Annotated in this window: 15 protein-coding genes and 2 pseudogenes; 3 read left to right on the top strand and 14 right to left on the bottom strand. The window is 60.3% G+C overall.

The genetic code is table 11. The annotated features are described in order from the left end of the window. Positions 1 to 285: 285 nt before the first annotated feature. From ACRQ5Q_RS43845 to ACRQ5Q_RS43815, 7 genes are all read right to left on the bottom strand, one after another. A complete protein-coding gene (locus tag ACRQ5Q_RS43845; protein WP_439400449.1) occupies positions 286 to 1953 on the bottom strand; it encodes an adenylate/guanylate cyclase domain-containing protein in 1668 nt (555 codons plus the stop codon). A gap of 448 nt (positions 1954 to 2401) precedes the next feature. After that, positions 2402 to 2782, bottom strand: coding sequence for a hypothetical protein (locus tag ACRQ5Q_RS43840; RefSeq protein ID WP_439400546.1), 381 nt, complete (start codon positions 2780 to 2782; stop codon positions 2402 to 2404). After that, positions 2679 to 2942 (bottom strand): DUF1330 domain-containing protein, encoded by a 264-nt coding sequence (locus ACRQ5Q_RS43835; protein WP_439400535.1) that lies wholly within the window; start codon positions 2940 to 2942, stop codon positions 2679 to 2681. Before ACRQ5Q_RS43835 ends, ACRQ5Q_RS43840 begins: the two co-directional genes overlap by 104 nt. A 339-nt stretch (positions 2943 to 3281) precedes the next feature. Next, positions 3282 to 3536, bottom strand: coding sequence for a hypothetical protein (locus tag ACRQ5Q_RS43830; protein ID WP_439400448.1), 255 nt, complete (start codon positions 3534 to 3536; stop codon positions 3282 to 3284). A gap of 24 nt (positions 3537 to 3560) precedes the next feature. Continuing rightward, positions 3561 to 3689, bottom strand: coding sequence for an ABC transporter substrate binding protein (locus ACRQ5Q_RS43825; RefSeq protein ID WP_439400534.1), 129 nt, complete (start codon positions 3687 to 3689; stop codon positions 3561 to 3563). 638 nt (positions 3690 to 4327) lie between these two features. Continuing rightward, positions 4328 to 4834 carry a YybH family protein gene (locus ACRQ5Q_RS43820; RefSeq protein WP_439400447.1) on the bottom strand — a complete coding sequence of 169 codons (507 nt, stop codon included), beginning with the start codon at positions 4832 to 4834 and terminating at the stop codon, positions 4328 to 4330. Between the two features lie 194 nt (positions 4835 to 5028). Continuing rightward, a complete protein-coding gene (locus ACRQ5Q_RS43815; protein WP_439400446.1) occupies positions 5029 to 5958 on the bottom strand; it encodes an ABC transporter substrate-binding protein in 930 nt (309 codons plus the stop codon). Positions 5959 to 6443: 485 nt separating this feature from the next. On the opposite strand from ACRQ5Q_RS43815, the pseudogene ACRQ5Q_RS43810 reads away from it, so the two are divergent. Beyond that, positions 6444 to 7506: pseudogene (locus ACRQ5Q_RS43810) on the top strand (IS110 family transposase). Between the two features lie 614 nt (positions 7507 to 8120). Here the strand turns inward: ACRQ5Q_RS43810 and ACRQ5Q_RS43805 are convergent. From ACRQ5Q_RS43805 to ACRQ5Q_RS43785, 5 genes are all read right to left on the bottom strand, one after another. Continuing rightward, positions 8121 to 8330 (bottom strand): hypothetical protein, encoded by a 210-nt coding sequence (locus tag ACRQ5Q_RS43805; RefSeq protein WP_439400445.1) that lies wholly within the window; start codon positions 8328 to 8330, stop codon positions 8121 to 8123. Next, entirely contained in the window at positions 8327 to 8518 is a 192-nt protein-coding gene (locus ACRQ5Q_RS43800; protein WP_439400444.1) for a hypothetical protein, read from the bottom strand. The genes ACRQ5Q_RS43805 and ACRQ5Q_RS43800 overlap by 4 nt, the downstream gene beginning before the upstream one ends. A gap of 954 nt (positions 8519 to 9472) precedes the next feature. Continuing rightward, complete coding sequence (locus ACRQ5Q_RS43795; protein WP_439400443.1) at positions 9473 to 10987, bottom strand: L,D-transpeptidase family protein; 1515 nt, start codon at positions 10985 to 10987, stop codon at positions 9473 to 9475. A 121-nt stretch (positions 10988 to 11108) separates the two neighbouring features. Continuing rightward, positions 11109 to 12260 carry a peptidase M15 gene (locus tag ACRQ5Q_RS43790; protein ID WP_439400442.1) on the bottom strand — a complete coding sequence of 384 codons (1152 nt, stop codon included), beginning with the start codon at positions 12258 to 12260 and terminating at the stop codon, positions 11109 to 11111. Between the two features lie 355 nt (positions 12261 to 12615). Continuing rightward, a complete protein-coding gene (locus tag ACRQ5Q_RS43785) occupies positions 12616 to 12837 on the bottom strand; it encodes a hypothetical protein (RefSeq protein ID WP_439400441.1) in 222 nt (73 codons plus the stop codon). Between the two features lie 454 nt (positions 12838 to 13291). On the opposite strand from ACRQ5Q_RS43785, the gene ACRQ5Q_RS43780 reads away from it, so the two are divergent. Beyond that, complete coding sequence (locus ACRQ5Q_RS43780) at positions 13292 to 13519, top strand: hypothetical protein (protein WP_439400440.1); 228 nt, start codon at positions 13292 to 13294, stop codon at positions 13517 to 13519. 245 nt (positions 13520 to 13764) lie between these two features. Here the strand turns inward: ACRQ5Q_RS43780 and ACRQ5Q_RS43775 are convergent. Both ACRQ5Q_RS43775 and tnpB read right to left on the bottom strand, forming a co-directional pair. Then, positions 13765 to 13977, bottom strand: a pseudogene (locus tag ACRQ5Q_RS43775) (transposase domain-containing protein); the annotation flags it as partial. A gap of 221 nt (positions 13978 to 14198) precedes the next feature. Continuing rightward, positions 14199 to 14498, bottom strand: coding sequence for an IS66 family insertion sequence element accessory protein TnpB (gene tnpB, locus ACRQ5Q_RS43770; RefSeq protein WP_439400439.1), 300 nt, complete (start codon positions 14496 to 14498; stop codon positions 14199 to 14201). Positions 14499 to 14995: 497 nt separating this feature from the next. On the opposite strand from tnpB, the gene ACRQ5Q_RS43765 reads away from it, so the two are divergent. Further along, positions 14996 to 15262, top strand: coding sequence for a hypothetical protein (locus ACRQ5Q_RS43765; RefSeq protein ID WP_439400438.1), 267 nt, complete (start codon positions 14996 to 14998; stop codon positions 15260 to 15262). The last annotated feature ends 670 nt before the right edge of the window (positions 15263 to 15932 follow it).

Below are 15932 nucleotides of genomic sequence, written 5' to 3'. Positions count from 1 at the left end.
GCCGGCTGGCACGGATGGCGACACCCAGGCCTCCAGCGTCCACGACCGCTCCCCGATAGGGTGCCGGGCCGGCCGGGAGTCCGGTCGTTGCCTGACAGGATCTGACGTGATGGATACGCTCTCGCCGCCCAAGCGCGGGCACTGGCGCTACATATTGACCGGCCATCGAGACGGTACAGGACCTCGTGCGCCAAGCGCACGCCCGTTTCCGATCGATGGCCTACCCAAGTTCAAGGATCTGCCTTCACAATTCGGCGGCACAGGAGAGTCTTTGACGGATGAACATCAATCCGGAGCGCCGGCAGCGCGGAGCGCTTCGGTAAACTTGAACCACGGCTCGGGACGGCGGTAGGGAAGCGGGCAGCAGCCCCGGACCGAGAAATCGGGTTCATGTTCCAAAAGGGCGGCGATGGCGTCCTTAGCCGCGTGGTAGTCGCCGGCTCGCCAGCAGGTAACTGCGAGGGCTGCCAGGTTGGGGCCAACCCCCGGGGCAAGCTGGTTGGCCCGTTCGAACCATGACCTGGCTTCATCGAGCCGACCTGCGTCAAGGTGCCCATAGCCGGCGAACCTGCTGTACAGATGCACATAGGGATCCCGGGTTTCGATGCCGACCGCTCGCATTGCGCTCTCAGCTCCGGCATCAGCTTCGCCTGAAAATACTAAGGCTGCTCCCAGCGCCCACATGGCCATATTGAAATCCGGGTTGAGCTCAAGCGAACGCCGCGCGGCGGCCTGGGCATCGGCATGGCGCCGCCGTCCGAACAGCAACAGCAGTGAATGTGCGGTATGGTTTACGTCACTCTTGTTGTTCACACGAATTGATTCCTCGACCCTGCGAATGGCCACATTCAAGGTGTCCTCGTCAGGCTTGCCGAATCCGTACAGGTACTCTGCCGTCCCTAGGCCCGAGCCTGCCATCATCAGGGCCATGAAATTTTTCGGCTGGAGCTCTAGGATCTGCTCGGCAATCACTCCTCCGCCGTGCCAACCTTCCTTTGTCGGCGTAAAGAAGCTCACCCCAGCCAGGGCCAGGAGTTCTTCCACCGAAAGTTCGTCCAGTGGCCGACCAGCTAGTCTCTCGGCATCATCGGCGGCCACCCGGCGCCGCACACTCATGGCCATCCGCGGCGCACAGCGGTCGAGAATATCGAATGGCGTATCACTCCGCTCATCGTATCTTTCTGACCAAATCTGCTTTTCCGCCTCGGCCGACAGCAGCCGCCCAAAAACTCGGTGCCGGCCATCGCCAATGTGGACTGCTCCCTCAAGTACGTAATGCGCTTTGGTTCGATTAGGGGTGAGCTCAAGGCCGGTTAGGCGCCCAAGGCACGACTCGAGTTCGTGACCGAATGCTTTCGAGAGCCGTTGTTCGAGCTCGCCCTGGCCGTCGAATTGGCTCAGAAATAGTCGGGGCTTGCCTTCAGCACGCAGGCTACTCAGCCGCTTCGGCCACGACCAGACCCGTATCGGACGCACAATGTTCTTGAACTTTCGCTCCCCGTTGTCGAAGAAGGTCACGTGAAGAGACGGCGCAGCGCTTTCCTGGACCGATTGGGAAATCAACACTCCGCCTGGTTCGGCCATGCCCTCGAGGCGGGCCGCAACATTGACTCCGTCACCGTAGACATCGCCCTCATCCAGAATAACATCATCCAGGTTGATCCCAATGCGGAGGACGATCCGCTCCTGCTCAGGGATGGCGCTCTCTCGGGCTGCGATAGCCAGCTGCAGATGGGTTGCAAACCGAACGGCCTCTGCTGCGCTGGTGAATTCCGCAATAAACCCGTCGCCGGTGAGCTTGACGATACGTCCGCCAAAGCCCGCAATGGCTGGATTGACAAGGTCTGTCCGCAGCTCTTTTAATCTGCCGAACGTCCTCAGTTCGTCCAACTCCATCAAACGGCTGTATCCGACCACGTCGGCGGCAAGAATAGCGGTGACACGGCGTTCCATTCTGCGCTCCCCTCAGAACGGCCCCATCAGAATACGTCGCTCGGCCGAATTAGCAAGGCCCGCTCTGGGAGACCGAAGCAGAGGACCTGGCGGCCAAGCTCACAGGCTGATCGAAAAATATGCCTGTCATGCGGCTTGTTCGTGCACTGGCTCTTGTTGCGAGACATTCGCTAACGCGAACTGCAGCTCGGCAGCCTCAATCATTGTCGACTCCGCCGCTGCAATCAGACCTCTTTTCTGAATTCCGCCCTGCTGCTGTAAGTTTGTTTGAAATCGAAGAACGAACTTTGCTTCATCGTGCTGGATCCGGACAACGACCCGATCATGTTTGCGGGCCGGCGCACACCGAGCTTCATTCGTAGGTAAAGTTGCTCACTGCAACCATCCTTTCGGTCACGGTAGGGCGGCCGTCGCCAGCCGCCCCCTGTACAGATCCCGGCGTGCGCTGCTAACGCACCGGGCTCCTCCCTTGGGTTCTGGCGTCAAAGCGCTGACAAGGCAGCGGGTGTATGGTTCTGATTGGCGGAAAGAAGCGGTCGACGAGTTGGATGAACCTCTCCCAGTTGAGGCGTGCCGTTTGGCTGCGTGGTTTCACCGATGTGAGCCAGAGCCGCTTCACGAAGAACCACCACAGGCTCGGGTGGTTGCCCGAGACTGCGAAGTAGTTCAGATGCCCTTTCAGCATCTGTTTCACCCAGGCCCGGTTTTCGCGATGGGGTCGTGCATTACCCTGCGCAACTCCATCTTGATCGCCAGCAGCTTGGCTCGCATCCGTTTCTTGATCGTCTTGCGCCCGATGACGAAGTCGCCGCCACATCAGGAAATTCAATCAAGACGACGCCTTCGAGCGAAGACATCAATTCCAACGGAGTCAGCGGCGCATAAACCGAGAGAAACCTGGCACCGCGTCCCTCAAAGGTTGGAGGGGCCGCTTTCCAATAAGCTTCCAATCCCGCTCGATCCCTTACGCTTCTGTTCAGAGCGATCATGTAAGCTGGCATTGTTCGCTCCCATCTCTTGCGTTCAATCATCCAGGCTAAACGTAAGTTCGACGACTGTAACACTCTCGGGTGTCGGATCATCTAAAGAATGTCCGCTAAGGGCGGCCGATATTGCCAATAAAGGCACCCAGAATATGATTCAGAGCGTTATCAGCGGGAATGAAAATTGCAGAAGCGCTCGCACGAGGTCACGAGCGCCACCCGCCAAGAAGGACGGAGCCTTCCGGTCTACCTTTAGTAGCCGACCTGACCCCAAAGCTCGCGATCAGCAGGAGCCGGCCAAAAAAGACCAAAGACTACGATTGTTTTGGCTACCCGATGACCTTATCAGCGCGCCCCAGCAATGTTGGAGACTGCATCGCACTGCTCCTTCCCTATATCCTGAAACGCGCGCTCCAGATAGGCTGGAGTTGCCGCAACAATGGGAACCGTCGATAGTCCAACGGTATGCGCGGCGGCGCGTGACACCTCATAGAGTCCTGGGTGGGTGGGATTTGATGACATCAAGATCGCGATCCTTCTGGTAGTTGGAAGAATGGTCCTGATCACGTCAAAGATCTTGGCAGTGGTGTCGCCGTACATGTTGGCTAAGCCGGTTATATTGCCTCAAGGACGAGCAAAGCTTTTCACAAAGCCGGACCCAATTGGATCAGTCGCAGGCGTCATCACAATAGGGATGGTCGATGTTGCTCGCTGCGCGGCGGCGATCGCCGGCGTTGCCACGGTAACAAGCACATCGGGATGGAGCGCGATGACTTCGCTGACCAACGCAGGCAAGTGATTAGGTTCTTCCTCTCGACATATCCGAGAGAGCTCAGCTCGTTTCTGAATACTTCAAACAGCTTGAGGTCGGGGCCGATGATGAACCCGGGCATCAGGTACCCGATCCGCCAGGATTTTCCCTGTTGTGAGCGTGCCGTCTCCAGCCAAGCGACAGCAGCGCATGCAAGAGCCGCAATGAACTCCCGTCTTCTCATGAGCCTTGCCTCAGGCGCGACCAGTGATCGTGTGACAGCTTTACGCGGAGACGTTTTTCAATTGGAATGCGCGCAGGTGGGCCGCGACTCTTCGAATTCTCCTAAGTCAAGCACCTCGTAGCACTCGCTGCTCCGCCAGTGCCAAACGTCCCGCGGCTTAGTGCCTTGGCGCTTTTTGGACGTCCGCCCGTTGACCGTGCGGAGCCACCTTGTTGCAGGCGTCCAAAAACCTGCACAATTGGCGACATCGCACGGTGAGAAAAATGAAAGAGGCCACCGATCGAGGTGGCCTCGGCCTAAGGATCTTAAGCGCCTGGACTGCACCTGGCTCTGCGCGCGCGCTGGCAGCAGGTCATGTTGTGGTCTGCGGATATTATCCGGACTAGATTTATCACCTCATTCTTTGTTGATCACTGACGCTGCGGGACGCGCTGACGTAATCGGGTCGGCGTGCCGATGAACAAGTTTCCAGGCGCCGCTCTCCAAGCGAAAGAGACTGGTCACACGAAGGGCAACAGGTGCGGTTTCATTCGCGCCGCCGACTTTGGCGCGGCCCCGCTCTACCTCGACGACGCAGGCCAGATCACCACACACGTACTTCGCTACGAGTTCAACACCTGTGACCTCTCCATCACGGTAATTCGAAGCGGCGGCTGTTACTGTTTCCTCAACCTTGCTTCGACCGCCGACGAATGGCCCAAAAGGATTACCCAGAGTTACGTCGTCGCGATTGGAGAACAAAGCTTTGTACAAGCTGGGATCGCCCTTCAAAATTGCTGCTAGAGCAGCGTGGCTCTGTTGGATCGCACTATCGACTTCTTGTGCATTTAGTCCACCGAGTGGAGCGGTACTAAATGCAGCGCCCGCGAGCATTGATACTGCTATCACATAACGGTTTGTCACGAGAATCATTCTCCCATAGACTGCCGATTATCTGGATAGAAATAGTATCATCGACTTGAAACCACTTATAGGCTGGTTCGGCGGAGGTTAAGCAAATCTGAGCCGCTCTGGAGCGGTGAACGGACCTCCGGCAGGGGCATCGTAACTTCGCGGGCGGGCCACATCCGGACTGATGCACGCAGCATAGGGGGTGGTTATTCGATCACCTCATCGGCGCGTGCAACCAATGCGATGGGCGCCTCTAAGCCGAGAGCCTTGGCAGCTTTTAGGTTTATAATGAGTCGCACCCGTGTCGAAAGTTGTACAGCGAGATTGGCCGGTTTCTCGCCGTTAAGTATTCGCCCGGCGTAGATGCCCGCACGATAATAGGAATCGCTAATGTCGCCGCCGTAGCTCATTGCGCCGCCAGCTACCACAAAGTCTCGATACTGATAGATGGCCGGAAGCTTGTATTCGAGGGACTTCGCACCCAGCGCGGTGGCGTGGCTCGTAAACAGCGGGTCAGTACCGATCACTAATCCCGCGACGGGACCGGCAGCATTCTTGAACGTCGCGCTGATCTCCTCGTCGGTGCTCGCGTGAAACGTCGTCAGCCTAATGCCCAAAGCGCCGGCCGCCGCTTTTACTCCGCTCTCAACCGCTGGTGTCAAGGGATTAGCCGGATTCGTCAGCAGCCCAAGTGAATTCCTGCTCGGCAAAAGCTCGTGCAACAGTTCTAAACGTTTTGGCGCTGTATCGACGTTGATATGTGCCGCGCCGGTGACATTTCCGCCCGGACTATTGAGGCTGGTCACTAGCCCGGTCCTGACAGGATCACCGCCGATCGCAAACACGATGGGAATGGTTGTGGTCGCCAACTTTGCGGCCAGCGCCGACGGCGTCGCCGCGGCCAAGATCACGTTAACCTGTCGCTCAATTAGCTTGGTGGCGAGCGCAGGAAGCCGATCATAATGGTCATCTGCCCATGCGTATTCGAAACCGACATTCTTTCCTTCAAGATAGCCCGCCTCGCTCAGCCCCTTTCGAAAGGCAGCTATCATCGGACCGTAGTCCCCAGCCGTTGAGCTTCCTAAGATACCGATAACTGGCGGCGACTGCTGTGCCCGTGCGTCGATCTGTGACAATGTAGCGGCGCTCGATACCACAAGCCTAATGAACTCCCGCCGCCGCATGTATCCCTCCCTTAAGGACCACGCTAATGGATGACTAGACTAGCACCGTGCGGCGGGCTGTGGGAGCAATTGCGCAAATTGCATTCTCACTGGCCAAGCGCATGGCGCATGGCGCATGCGTCAATGCGGGAAGTCCGAGTTGGGTCATTCCCGACGATTTGGGCGCGTTTCCGCCATGTCCGTTCTGGCCTCGATTGCCGACGCGCCCCGACGAAGTACGATCTTCGCCTTCGGGCCTGAAAGAGAGTGCAATTCAGCGCAGGTGTCGCAACTTCGTAAATTTGCGTCAGCATTGTCGTACCCCAGCGCTGCCAGCCAACCATTCCGACAATGCGGATGGCCTGGTGTTTCGTCCAGGCCGGTAATGGGATGGTCCGGCCGTGCTCCTGCCCCGCCAGCGATAAGCTGGCCAGGGGCGCCAAGACAAGGAGCACGCCATGTCCAAGACACCCAGTACCGCGATCGCCGTGATCGGCATCGAGATATCGGCAAAAACTCGTTTCACGTCATGGGCCACGATGCACGCGGCGCCATCGTGCTACGGCAAAAGTGGTCGCGTGGCCAAGTGGAAGCGCGGCTCGCCAATATGGCGCCTTGCCGTGATCGGCATGGACGCCTGCGTCGGCGCACACCATTGAGCCGCAAACTCACATCGCTTGGTCACGATGCCAGGTTGATGCCGGCCAAATATGTCCGCCCCTATAGCAAGGGATAAAAGAACATCAATGATGCCGAAGCGATTGCCGAAGCCGTGCAGCGCCCGACGATGAAGTTCGTAGCAACCAAGACCGCGGAGCAACTGGATCTGCAGGCGCTGCATCGGGTGCGCGAGCGGCTGGTGTCGCAACGCACCGGCATCATCAACCAGATTCGCGCCTTCATGCTGGAACGCGGGATCGCGGTGCGCCAGGGGATCGGCTTTTTGCGCACAGAACTACCCACCATCCTTGCGACGCGCACCGATGCCCTGTCGCCACGCATGTTGCGTATCATCGAGGAGTTGGCAGGCGACTGGCGTCGGCTGGATCAGCGCATCGATGGCCTATCCCGCGAGATCGAAGCCCTGGCCGGTCAAGATCAGGCAGGTTCGCGCCTGATGACGGTGCCCGGCATCGGGCCGATCATTTCGAGCGCCATGGTGGCCGCGATCACCACTGGAGACGTCTTCTCCAAAGGCCGTGACTTCGGCGCCTGGCTCGGACTGGTGCCAGGCAGATCTCGACGGGAGACCGCACGATCCTTGGCAAAATCTCAAGGCGCGGCAATCGCTATCTGCGCGTTCTGTTCGTCCAGGCAGCATGGGTTGTGCTGGTCAGGATAAAGAACTGGGAACGCTACGGGCTCAGATCCTGGATCGAAGCCGCCAAGAGGCGATTGCACCACAACGTGCTGGCGATCGCGCTCGCCAACAAGCTTGCCCGCATCGCCTGGGCGGTGCTGGCGAAGGGGCGCGCCTTCGAACTGACAAGGACCAACGATGCAGGCGTCCGACCCGCTTGATCCTCGCGCCGTGCTCGGCGCGGTCAAGGCGCGGCCTGGCAACGCCGGAGCCAGCCGCAAGCCAAGCGCCACGGCCGGCGTTGACCGCCCCTGCGCGCGGCGCGACGCCGTCCTGCGGGCCAGGACGAAGGAACGGCCCCTGGCTCGAACAAAGGAACTACGAGGTACGAGGAGCAAGCCATGACGTAACCCCATCAACCGGTTCCAGCCGAGGTCTGCGAGAGGATGAGACGAGATGGAGGTTCGGTCTTCCCGGCGCATGCGAACACTGGTGACCGAAATGACCCAATCCAAGCCTGTACGGTAATAAGAACGCACGCGCGCTGATATCCATGGTGGCCCGGAGAAAATGCTCCAATCAAAGGCCGGATACATTGATGCAAGACCACTCACCACCCGATCGACGAACCTCTTGCACGCACGACCGGACCATACATTGGGTCAGACTCCGAAGAACTCTGGTTAAGCAAATCTAGTGCTTAGCCGCAATGAGCGGCCACTTCCGGACATGCTTCGCAAACGAGAACTTGCTCGATGGGCAGGCCGGTCGCAGTCAGGAACCGCAGCGATTGTGGCTAAGCGCTTCAAAGCGTCTTGGGAGGCTGCTTTCCACCCTAAGCGCCCCTGCGATCCTGGTTACCAATCACGCAGCGCCATGCCGCCAGGCGCTCCGCCGGATGCTGGTTCATCCACTCGGCGAGCTGCGGCGCACCCATCAGGCAGGACTGCATCGAGACGTCGGCGAAGTCCGAGCTGGTGACGATCTGCTCGTGGCAATTTGTCGGAGAAGAGAGACTGCAGAGCACAGCGATGACCTTGATCACGACAGGGATCCCCCGTCGCTGCGATGGGGTTTGGCGCCGCTGAAGAATTGACTTACCGATGCCTTATCATGCTGCTCCCTGACGAGGTCAGCCGCCGGGAAGATGCTGTCATATATCGCGAAGGCTTCTCGAAGTAAGCGGGCTCGCTCGCGCTCAGACTTCGACACAAATCGAATAATCTCGGCCATATTGAATGCTCCTTTTACTATCAAGAGTGACCATTCCCTTGATCGCGAAGAATAGGGCGGCCTTGCTATTCAATCTGTGATGCGTCTCACCATGCGCAGCTTGCTTTGAAAGACTTTGGGGAGCAGACTTCAACCTACTAAACGAGCCTACTGATCGCGAACGCAGCAACGAGAAACACTCCGATAATTAATGCTGGCATGGCGTGATCTTCCATCCTGTCATGTGAACAGCTTCTGGCCCAAAGCAAGCCAGTGCCTCCCACCGCTCGTGTTGATATCGGAGGGTGGTTTTTCTATCTGTGACAGAAATCACGGGCGCCCCAAAATTTCGCAACTTTACCGCCTTCGAATTGAAAGTAGTGGTCGATTGCCGCAACGCTTTGCCGGTTGAGCTTCAGCCGGCGACACGTTTGCGCTCCAGTACATCCATCCGTAAACATTTCGCTATCGTCCGGAGGTGCTGCGCGTAATCGGGACAGTGCATGGCCTCATCAGCCGGACTGATGGGCGTCTGAGTTTTCCCAATACGCGGCCTTGATTTCCACGTCCGCGATGAATTTCTTCGTCGACGTAGCTCAAAATTCACCTAAACCATGAGCAGGCTGGCCAGATCGGTTGGGCGTGGAACGCGTCACTGCTCTACGTGAAGGGCGGCGCGGCAGCGTTTCGAGCCTTACTGGTCTTCGCTGCTGGTGAAGGACTGCGACGACATTTGCGTGAGTTGCTCGCCCCGCTACTTGTCTTCGAGTGGAAGGTAAGCGGCCTCGCGATGAGGTAGCGTCGGCTCGAACCCGCGTTGTGGACGACGAAATCATTGTTGTGGCTGCGTACGGAGCATTCTGTGGTCACCAGATCGCTCCAACGTATAGGCCCTTGTCGGACCGCCGCCGTCGTGTCGCAAGCGAGTTGGCAGGCCGGCCGCGGGGCGGCGTGAGACGGCTGCGAGCGTCGATCCTACCAGATCGAGAACGGACTCCTCATCGGCGAGCCCCAATAGAACTGGTGATTGCGCGGACGTTCGTAGCCGTAATACGCGGGCGCCGGACGGCGCTTTCGGAACATGATGCCGCCTTGCGGTTCGTCACTCAGAACGATCACGAAGTCGGTGCCCTTGCCGGTTTCCGGGCTCAAGGCTTCATCGGTGACGATCACGGACGATCGCGGCGTCATGCCTGCGATGCGATCGAGGGCCTCCTGCGGAATGACGATCCGGTCGAGCGCGGCCCTGGCGCGGTCCGGCTCGGGCGGCAATTCGACATCGAGCGCGTTGCCCGGCGCCGCGGAAGGACGGCGCTCGACTTCGGCGACGCGTGACCGTCCGCTCTCCAGCGAGACGACATTCCATCGCGCGCTGTTCTCGCCGCTGGCGCGCTCGATTGCGATGAAGACATGCGTGCCGATCGGGCGGTCGGCATCGGTGATGGTGACGGGACTCTCGTAGACCGGTTCAAAACCGCGCCGCACATAGAGCCGCTGGGTCTTGCGGCTGATCAGGACCGAGATCGGCTCGAGCTCGCGGGCGGCCTGGCGCGCTGCCGCTGACGCCGTGGTCCGCGCGGCCTGCGCGGCCTTGGCGGCCTCGCGTGCCGTCGCGAGCGCATCGGCCTTCTGCTGCAGCTCGTCCCTGACGGCGGCCAGCTTCACGTCCAGCTGGACGATGTCGGCAGCCACCTTCACCCTGGCGTCCTCTAAATCCTGCTTGGCCTCGGCCGAGCTTGCGGAGCTGAGCGAAGTCTCGACGGCGGCCAGTCGCGCGTCGGCCCGCGCCTTCAGCGCTTCCGCCGAACGCATCAGCACCATCGCCTGCATCGCCTCGCGATAGGCCATTGCGGCCGCGCCCCTCGCCTGCTCGTCTTTCCTGGCCGCCTCTTTCGCTTCGGCGATACTGGCAGCGGCCGCGGCGGCGCTATCCGGCTTGCTCCGCAGCAGCAGCGGGTGAACGACCTCGACCGGCGCCACGTCGGTCGGCGCCACGATCACCCGCAAGCCCAGCTGCGTCGCGTCGAACAGGCGTGCGGCGAAATCGAACGGCATCCGGATGCAGCCATGCGACGCCGGATATCCCGGCAAGTGCCCGCCATGCAGCGCGATGCCGGACCATGTGAGGCGCTGCATGTGAGGCATCGAGGCGTCGTCATAGAGGTTTGAATAGTGCTCCGCCTGCTTCTCGATGACGCTGAAGATTCCGGACGGCGTCTCGCGTCCCTTCTGGCCGCTCGACACCGGCGCCCGGAGGATCCACCCCTGCGCGTCATAAATGGTGATCCGCTGCCGTTGCAGCGACACGATGGCCAGGACCGGGTCGCCGGCCGGGCGCGAGACGATGGACTCGACCGGACGGGCGCTGCCGGCGCTCCTGGCGCCGGCGTCGCCTCCCGCCGCGATCTGCAGGGCCAGCGCCGCAATGGCAAGACGTGCAGGCGACTGCCGATTCCGCTTCCGGCTCGCAAGCCCAAGGGTCATGCGCATCCCTGTGATCCGAGGAACACCAGCGAGGAGATTAGCGTCATGCCGGTCAGGCCAACTCGGAAATTCCCGGTCACAAGCATCACCTCCGGTACAAAGCGGATATCGCGCGATCGGAGTCAAGTCAGATCGTTCGCACCTTCGCTGATTTCGCGGTCTTCGGCGGCTTCGCCCCGGTGCGATTATCGCGCCCGGCGAGCCGATCGCGTTCCTTCACGTCCCGTCCCGCCAGCCGCGTTTTGGCCCCGCGGTTGTGCGCGGCATATTCGTAGCCGTCGGTCGGCGCCAGATGCGGCGGATCCCGATTGAGATAGGGTCGCCCGACGCCGAACTCCTTGCCGTGGGCATCGAGCCACTTCCAGAGCTTTTCCGAGGACGTCCATCGCTCGTCGCGTGTTCCGCCGGTCACGCTGACGACGTCCGCCGCAAGCCCATGGCCATAGCCGCCGCGCAAGCTGCCGCCATGGAACGACCTGGTGCTGGCCGCCTTGAGGCCGCTGGCAATCGACTGGCGGAAGTCGTCGCGGAACGCGCTGGTGATGCCGGGCGACAGGCCGGCCTGCTCCGCGGCGTGAAGCGCATGAAAGAGCTTTAGCTTGAAGCGCCGATCCATGCCGCCGATCACGTAGTCCTGCATGGACATACGGGCTCGCTCGGCCGCCTTCGGATCCTTCCAGGCGAAATCCTCATCGACGAGCCTGGTGAAGGTTCTGGTGACCGTCACTATCCTGCCCTTCCGCTTGACCGTCACCTTCCGCTGTTCCGGCACCTTGATGGTGTCCTCCTTCAGCGTTCGCTGATAGAGCGCCCACAGGAAGCAGTCGACGCAGACGTCGACGGTCCAGCATTCGTCGAGAATTTCGATGGAGCCGACAGTTGGCTTGATCTCGCCCTTGCTTGCGCCGCGCGGCTCCGGTTCCGGCGTACTCGCCGTCGACACTTCCACGGGCTGCGCTTGAGGCGGCAGCACCTCGGCCGGATCGGTCATCGCTTCCACCTTGGGCGAGGTTGTCGTGGTGTCGGTGGCGACCACCGTCTCCGATCTGGCTGTGGTTGCCACATCGGCGAAAGCGGCAGGGGCGTTGCCGATGACGGTTGCCGGCAGTGCGCCGGGCACGGCGCCGGCGACGACAATGGGTGCGGTGCGCTCGACGGCTGGCGCGCCGCTATTCCCGATTCCGGTCGAGCCGAAAGCAGCAAGGCAGGCGACAATCCAGCTCGGGAGAACGACCCTCCGGCACAACGCCGCTACCTTCCTTCGCCGCGAGCTCCTCATCCCCAGCCTCCAAGGCTCCCGCGGAGCTAGCTTGCACAGCCAAGTATGTGACACTCGGGATTGTCGGATCAGGTCATGGACACGCAATGGCGAAAAATGCTGATCATCAATCTTTTCCGGCGAGTGTTGCCTGAAGGCAACTGGCAACACATCGTTAACCTTATGCGGCGTCATCCGCGGGACCGGTTCTCGAACCGGTCCCGCCGCGTCTGAACGAAATCTGGGCTGGGTCTGCCTGCCCGGGATGTTCTCTAGGATCGTGAGGCACCCCATTCAAGGCTGGGCGCTCTCTGGGAGAGTTCGACCAAAGCCAGACCCGGTGCAGCCCCACCGGCGCCAAACCGCCTCAGCGCACTCACGCGGCCGCAGTCCGGTGCGCGTCGTTCGCATCGGTGGTTTGTTGTGGCTTCATCAGGTCATTCGAGGTTGCTGCGCACTCTGGCTCCAGCAGCGCGGCACTTGCCATGTGCTCCCAGTACTCTGCCTCGGCGAGCAACTTCCAGCTTCTATCGGGATGATACGCGGCACTCTGTCGGCAGAGCGAAGCCATTGCGCGCATGCGGCCTACAGTTTCCATTCCAACCTCCCGTGTTTGTTCGCTCGCATCGGGACGTTGCGTGCGCTTAAGCGTTATCACGCCGAACCTCCCCGCAAGAAGCATGCGAAGAAGTCCAGGATCGTCAGTTGGAAATGTCAAAACCGTAACCGCGCCCGTCGCAGCGCAAGCGCTTGCGCCGCGTGGGCGCGGAGGTTGATGCTCGCTTTCTCTGGCCGCTAGGACGCTGGCACTGTCGGCACTGGCCCCGTCGGGCACTGGCACTATCGGCGCTGGCCCTATGGCGCTTTGTGGTGCGAGAGACCGTCTCGATCAACCCGCCTTTGATGTAGACCCGCGCAGGCAGCGGACCCAACTCACGAGTAGGTGACAGGTGTCGGACCGGGCGGCCGCACACGCAGGTGACCTCCTAAGTCGCAAGATTACGTCAGCGACTTAGTGCTATATGCTGTATCCCAGTCTGGGGACTAAGCAGTTGGCCATCTACCGAATACTGCAAAACTTGCCTCTCGGGCCGGAAGAGATCGCCCGACTTTCGGCTGCCTACGAGCAGGCTCTGCGTACCATTGGCGTAGAAGATCGGAATGACCCGCTAACCGAACTGATCGCCAAGAAGATCATCGAGGTCGGGCAGACCGGCCTCAAAGACCCTGCGCAAATCTGCTTGAGGGCCGTCGAAGCGCTGGGCCTGCCAAAAGGGTAATCACTTGATGGCCCTCCAATTCCCCGTGCCGTCGAGCAATGGAAGTATGGAGCGCAAGAGCCTCATGGCGCCCGCTCTATATCAGCAAAGGCGCGAACAAGATCGGCGGCTCGCCCTTCGATACGTTCACGCAAGCCGAAGAAGCCCGCACCTCAAGACACGTGGCTAAAATCCATCGCAGCTATTCGCGCACTGCACGTCATTCGTAGTCGCAGTCGAGCAAGACCGAATGGCCGAAGGCTGACTCCGCGATTGTTGCGGCGCTTGCGTGCGCGCTCCGCTCGAGGTGTCGCGTCTTGGTTGGCTTCCGTACAGGCCGCAACTTGTTGGACGTCCTCGAGACCGAGAAGCATCTGCTCCTCGGGAAGCCACTCTGCCTTCCGGCCAAAGCGATGACGCTGCAGCTCCTTGATGATCTGTCGCAGCCGCTCGCTCTCGTGCCGCTCGGCAAGCAGCATCGCCTTCAGCGTCTGGGGATCATCAGGAAGGTTATCGCTCACAGGCAATCAGAGCATATTCGCGTCTGCCTGACGACGTGCTCGATGCCCCTGATTCACTTCGCCGCAGTGCGGCCCACATTATCCGGCTTGTCTCGGGACGACCGTCTCCCGTGACGCGTGGACACGCCGCCAATCAAGCCCTTTGAGCAGCGCCGACAATTCCGCCGCCGTCAAACGCATCACTCGAGCCGCTTGGCCAACAGGCACAAACTCGTACCATCCCAGAAGATCAGCTTGATCCGGTCCGCCCGCTTGGCACGGAACACATAAGCAGCACCCGAGAACGGATCGGCCTTCATGTGCTCGCGTACCAACATAGCAAACAGATGTTGGTTGATCCGGCGCATACTCGCCGTTTTTACCGAACGGGAAAAATTGCTTTGCCAGCTCCGGCCCTGCGGCCCGTCCGGGAAAATTGACTGTTTATTGAATGGGCACTTCCAGCCCCCGGGTCGAACATGGGGCGCTCCGTCGCTCATTTGTGCGCAATGCACATTCCCCAGTTGCTTTTGACGCCTCAAAGCAACGTTCGGTCGCGAGCATATGCCGCCGTTAGCAGGAATGTAAGTCGTCTATCCTGTCGTTATAGCGCGACCAGGCGAGGGCACCTGGCAGCCAGCATCAAGCGGAGCCCAGCTCCGGGTCGGCTTTGGGGCAACCTGAGAAGATCTCTGGTTGAGCAAATCTGGTCCGCTCTGCCGCCATGAGCGGACCTTGGGACACTAGCAAATTCAACTTAGGACGCTGGGGTTCATTCTGGAACAGTATTTCTCGACTCAAACCGCGCAGCAAAATCTGGAAAAGCAACAGGGGTTGGACGCGTGAGCTACTCCAGCCGCTGAGGCTTGGGCATTGGCTCATAATCGTGGGCGGCGTCTTGATTGTTCTCGGCGCATTGGGCCTGCTGATCCGACGATCTCGCCGAATCAGCTCTGCGCCCGACGCCAACGAGTAAATCTGGGGAGAAGGATGAATCATGAGGACTCCGCTGATTCTGGCCGCCGCCATTCTTGGCTTTTCGGCATCGGCCTTCGCTCAAACTGCGGCGCCCAAGGCGACCGCGCCTCCCAAAGCCCGCGCGGCCAAGCCGCAAAAACAGCCGATGGCCCCGATGGGTTGTAAGCTCGTGGGAATGGTGAAGGGGACCAAGCTTTGGGCGGGCGATTGTGTCACACCGTCAGAGCTCCGGGGCAGTACACCGGCCGCCGAACCCGCCGCGCCGGAAACACCTGACAAACAGTAGGCGATCGAGAGGCTGAAGGGGCGAAGAAAGCGGTGCCGGCATCGCCTACGCGGCCGCTCGCGCTGCATTTAAGCGGGCGGCGTTGTTGTTTGTCTCCGACGGAAGGGCCCCGACCAGAGGGGCTGGGCGTCCGGCCGAGGCCTCCAGCAATGCTCTCTCTTTTGAAAAGAAAGCCAAACTTCATCGCCGTTCCGCTAGCGAAGAGATGGCCTCCGAGGCGTGGCCGGGGCTGCTCTGCCCTCTCAAGGCGAACGACACCTTCTTAGGTCGGAAGACCCAAGAGCCCCTCCAATGGGGGACCTCAACCGTAGTTTTCCGACCAAGAATAAAGCTTCACCGCCCCCGCAGCCCCGGAGAGTCGCGCTCCCGACGCCTGGGCTGGCGGAGCTCTTCCAGCCCATCTTCGATTAATCGGAGATCATCCCGAACGTACTTGGCTGCCGGGCCAGACATGGATTGGAGCAATTCGCGCCTAAGATCTCTCATGTCTTCCAGGGCCTGCTGGTTCCTCAAACGAACATAAACCGAGACGACTGCTTTACACGACATGGCATTCTCGGATGCTTGTACTAATCGACTGAACGGCAAGGGAGGCCCAGCCCGCCCTGATGCGTCGCGCCTCCTCCAGCCGCCGGGCTTCAACTGCTTTACCGCTTCAGGTTTCCCGGCG

This window comes from Bradyrhizobium sp. PMVTL-01, assembly GCF_051861855.1.
GTDB lineage: Bacteria > Pseudomonadota > Alphaproteobacteria > Rhizobiales > Xanthobacteraceae > Bradyrhizobium.
This window is presented reverse-complemented; position numbering and strand designations above follow the sequence as displayed.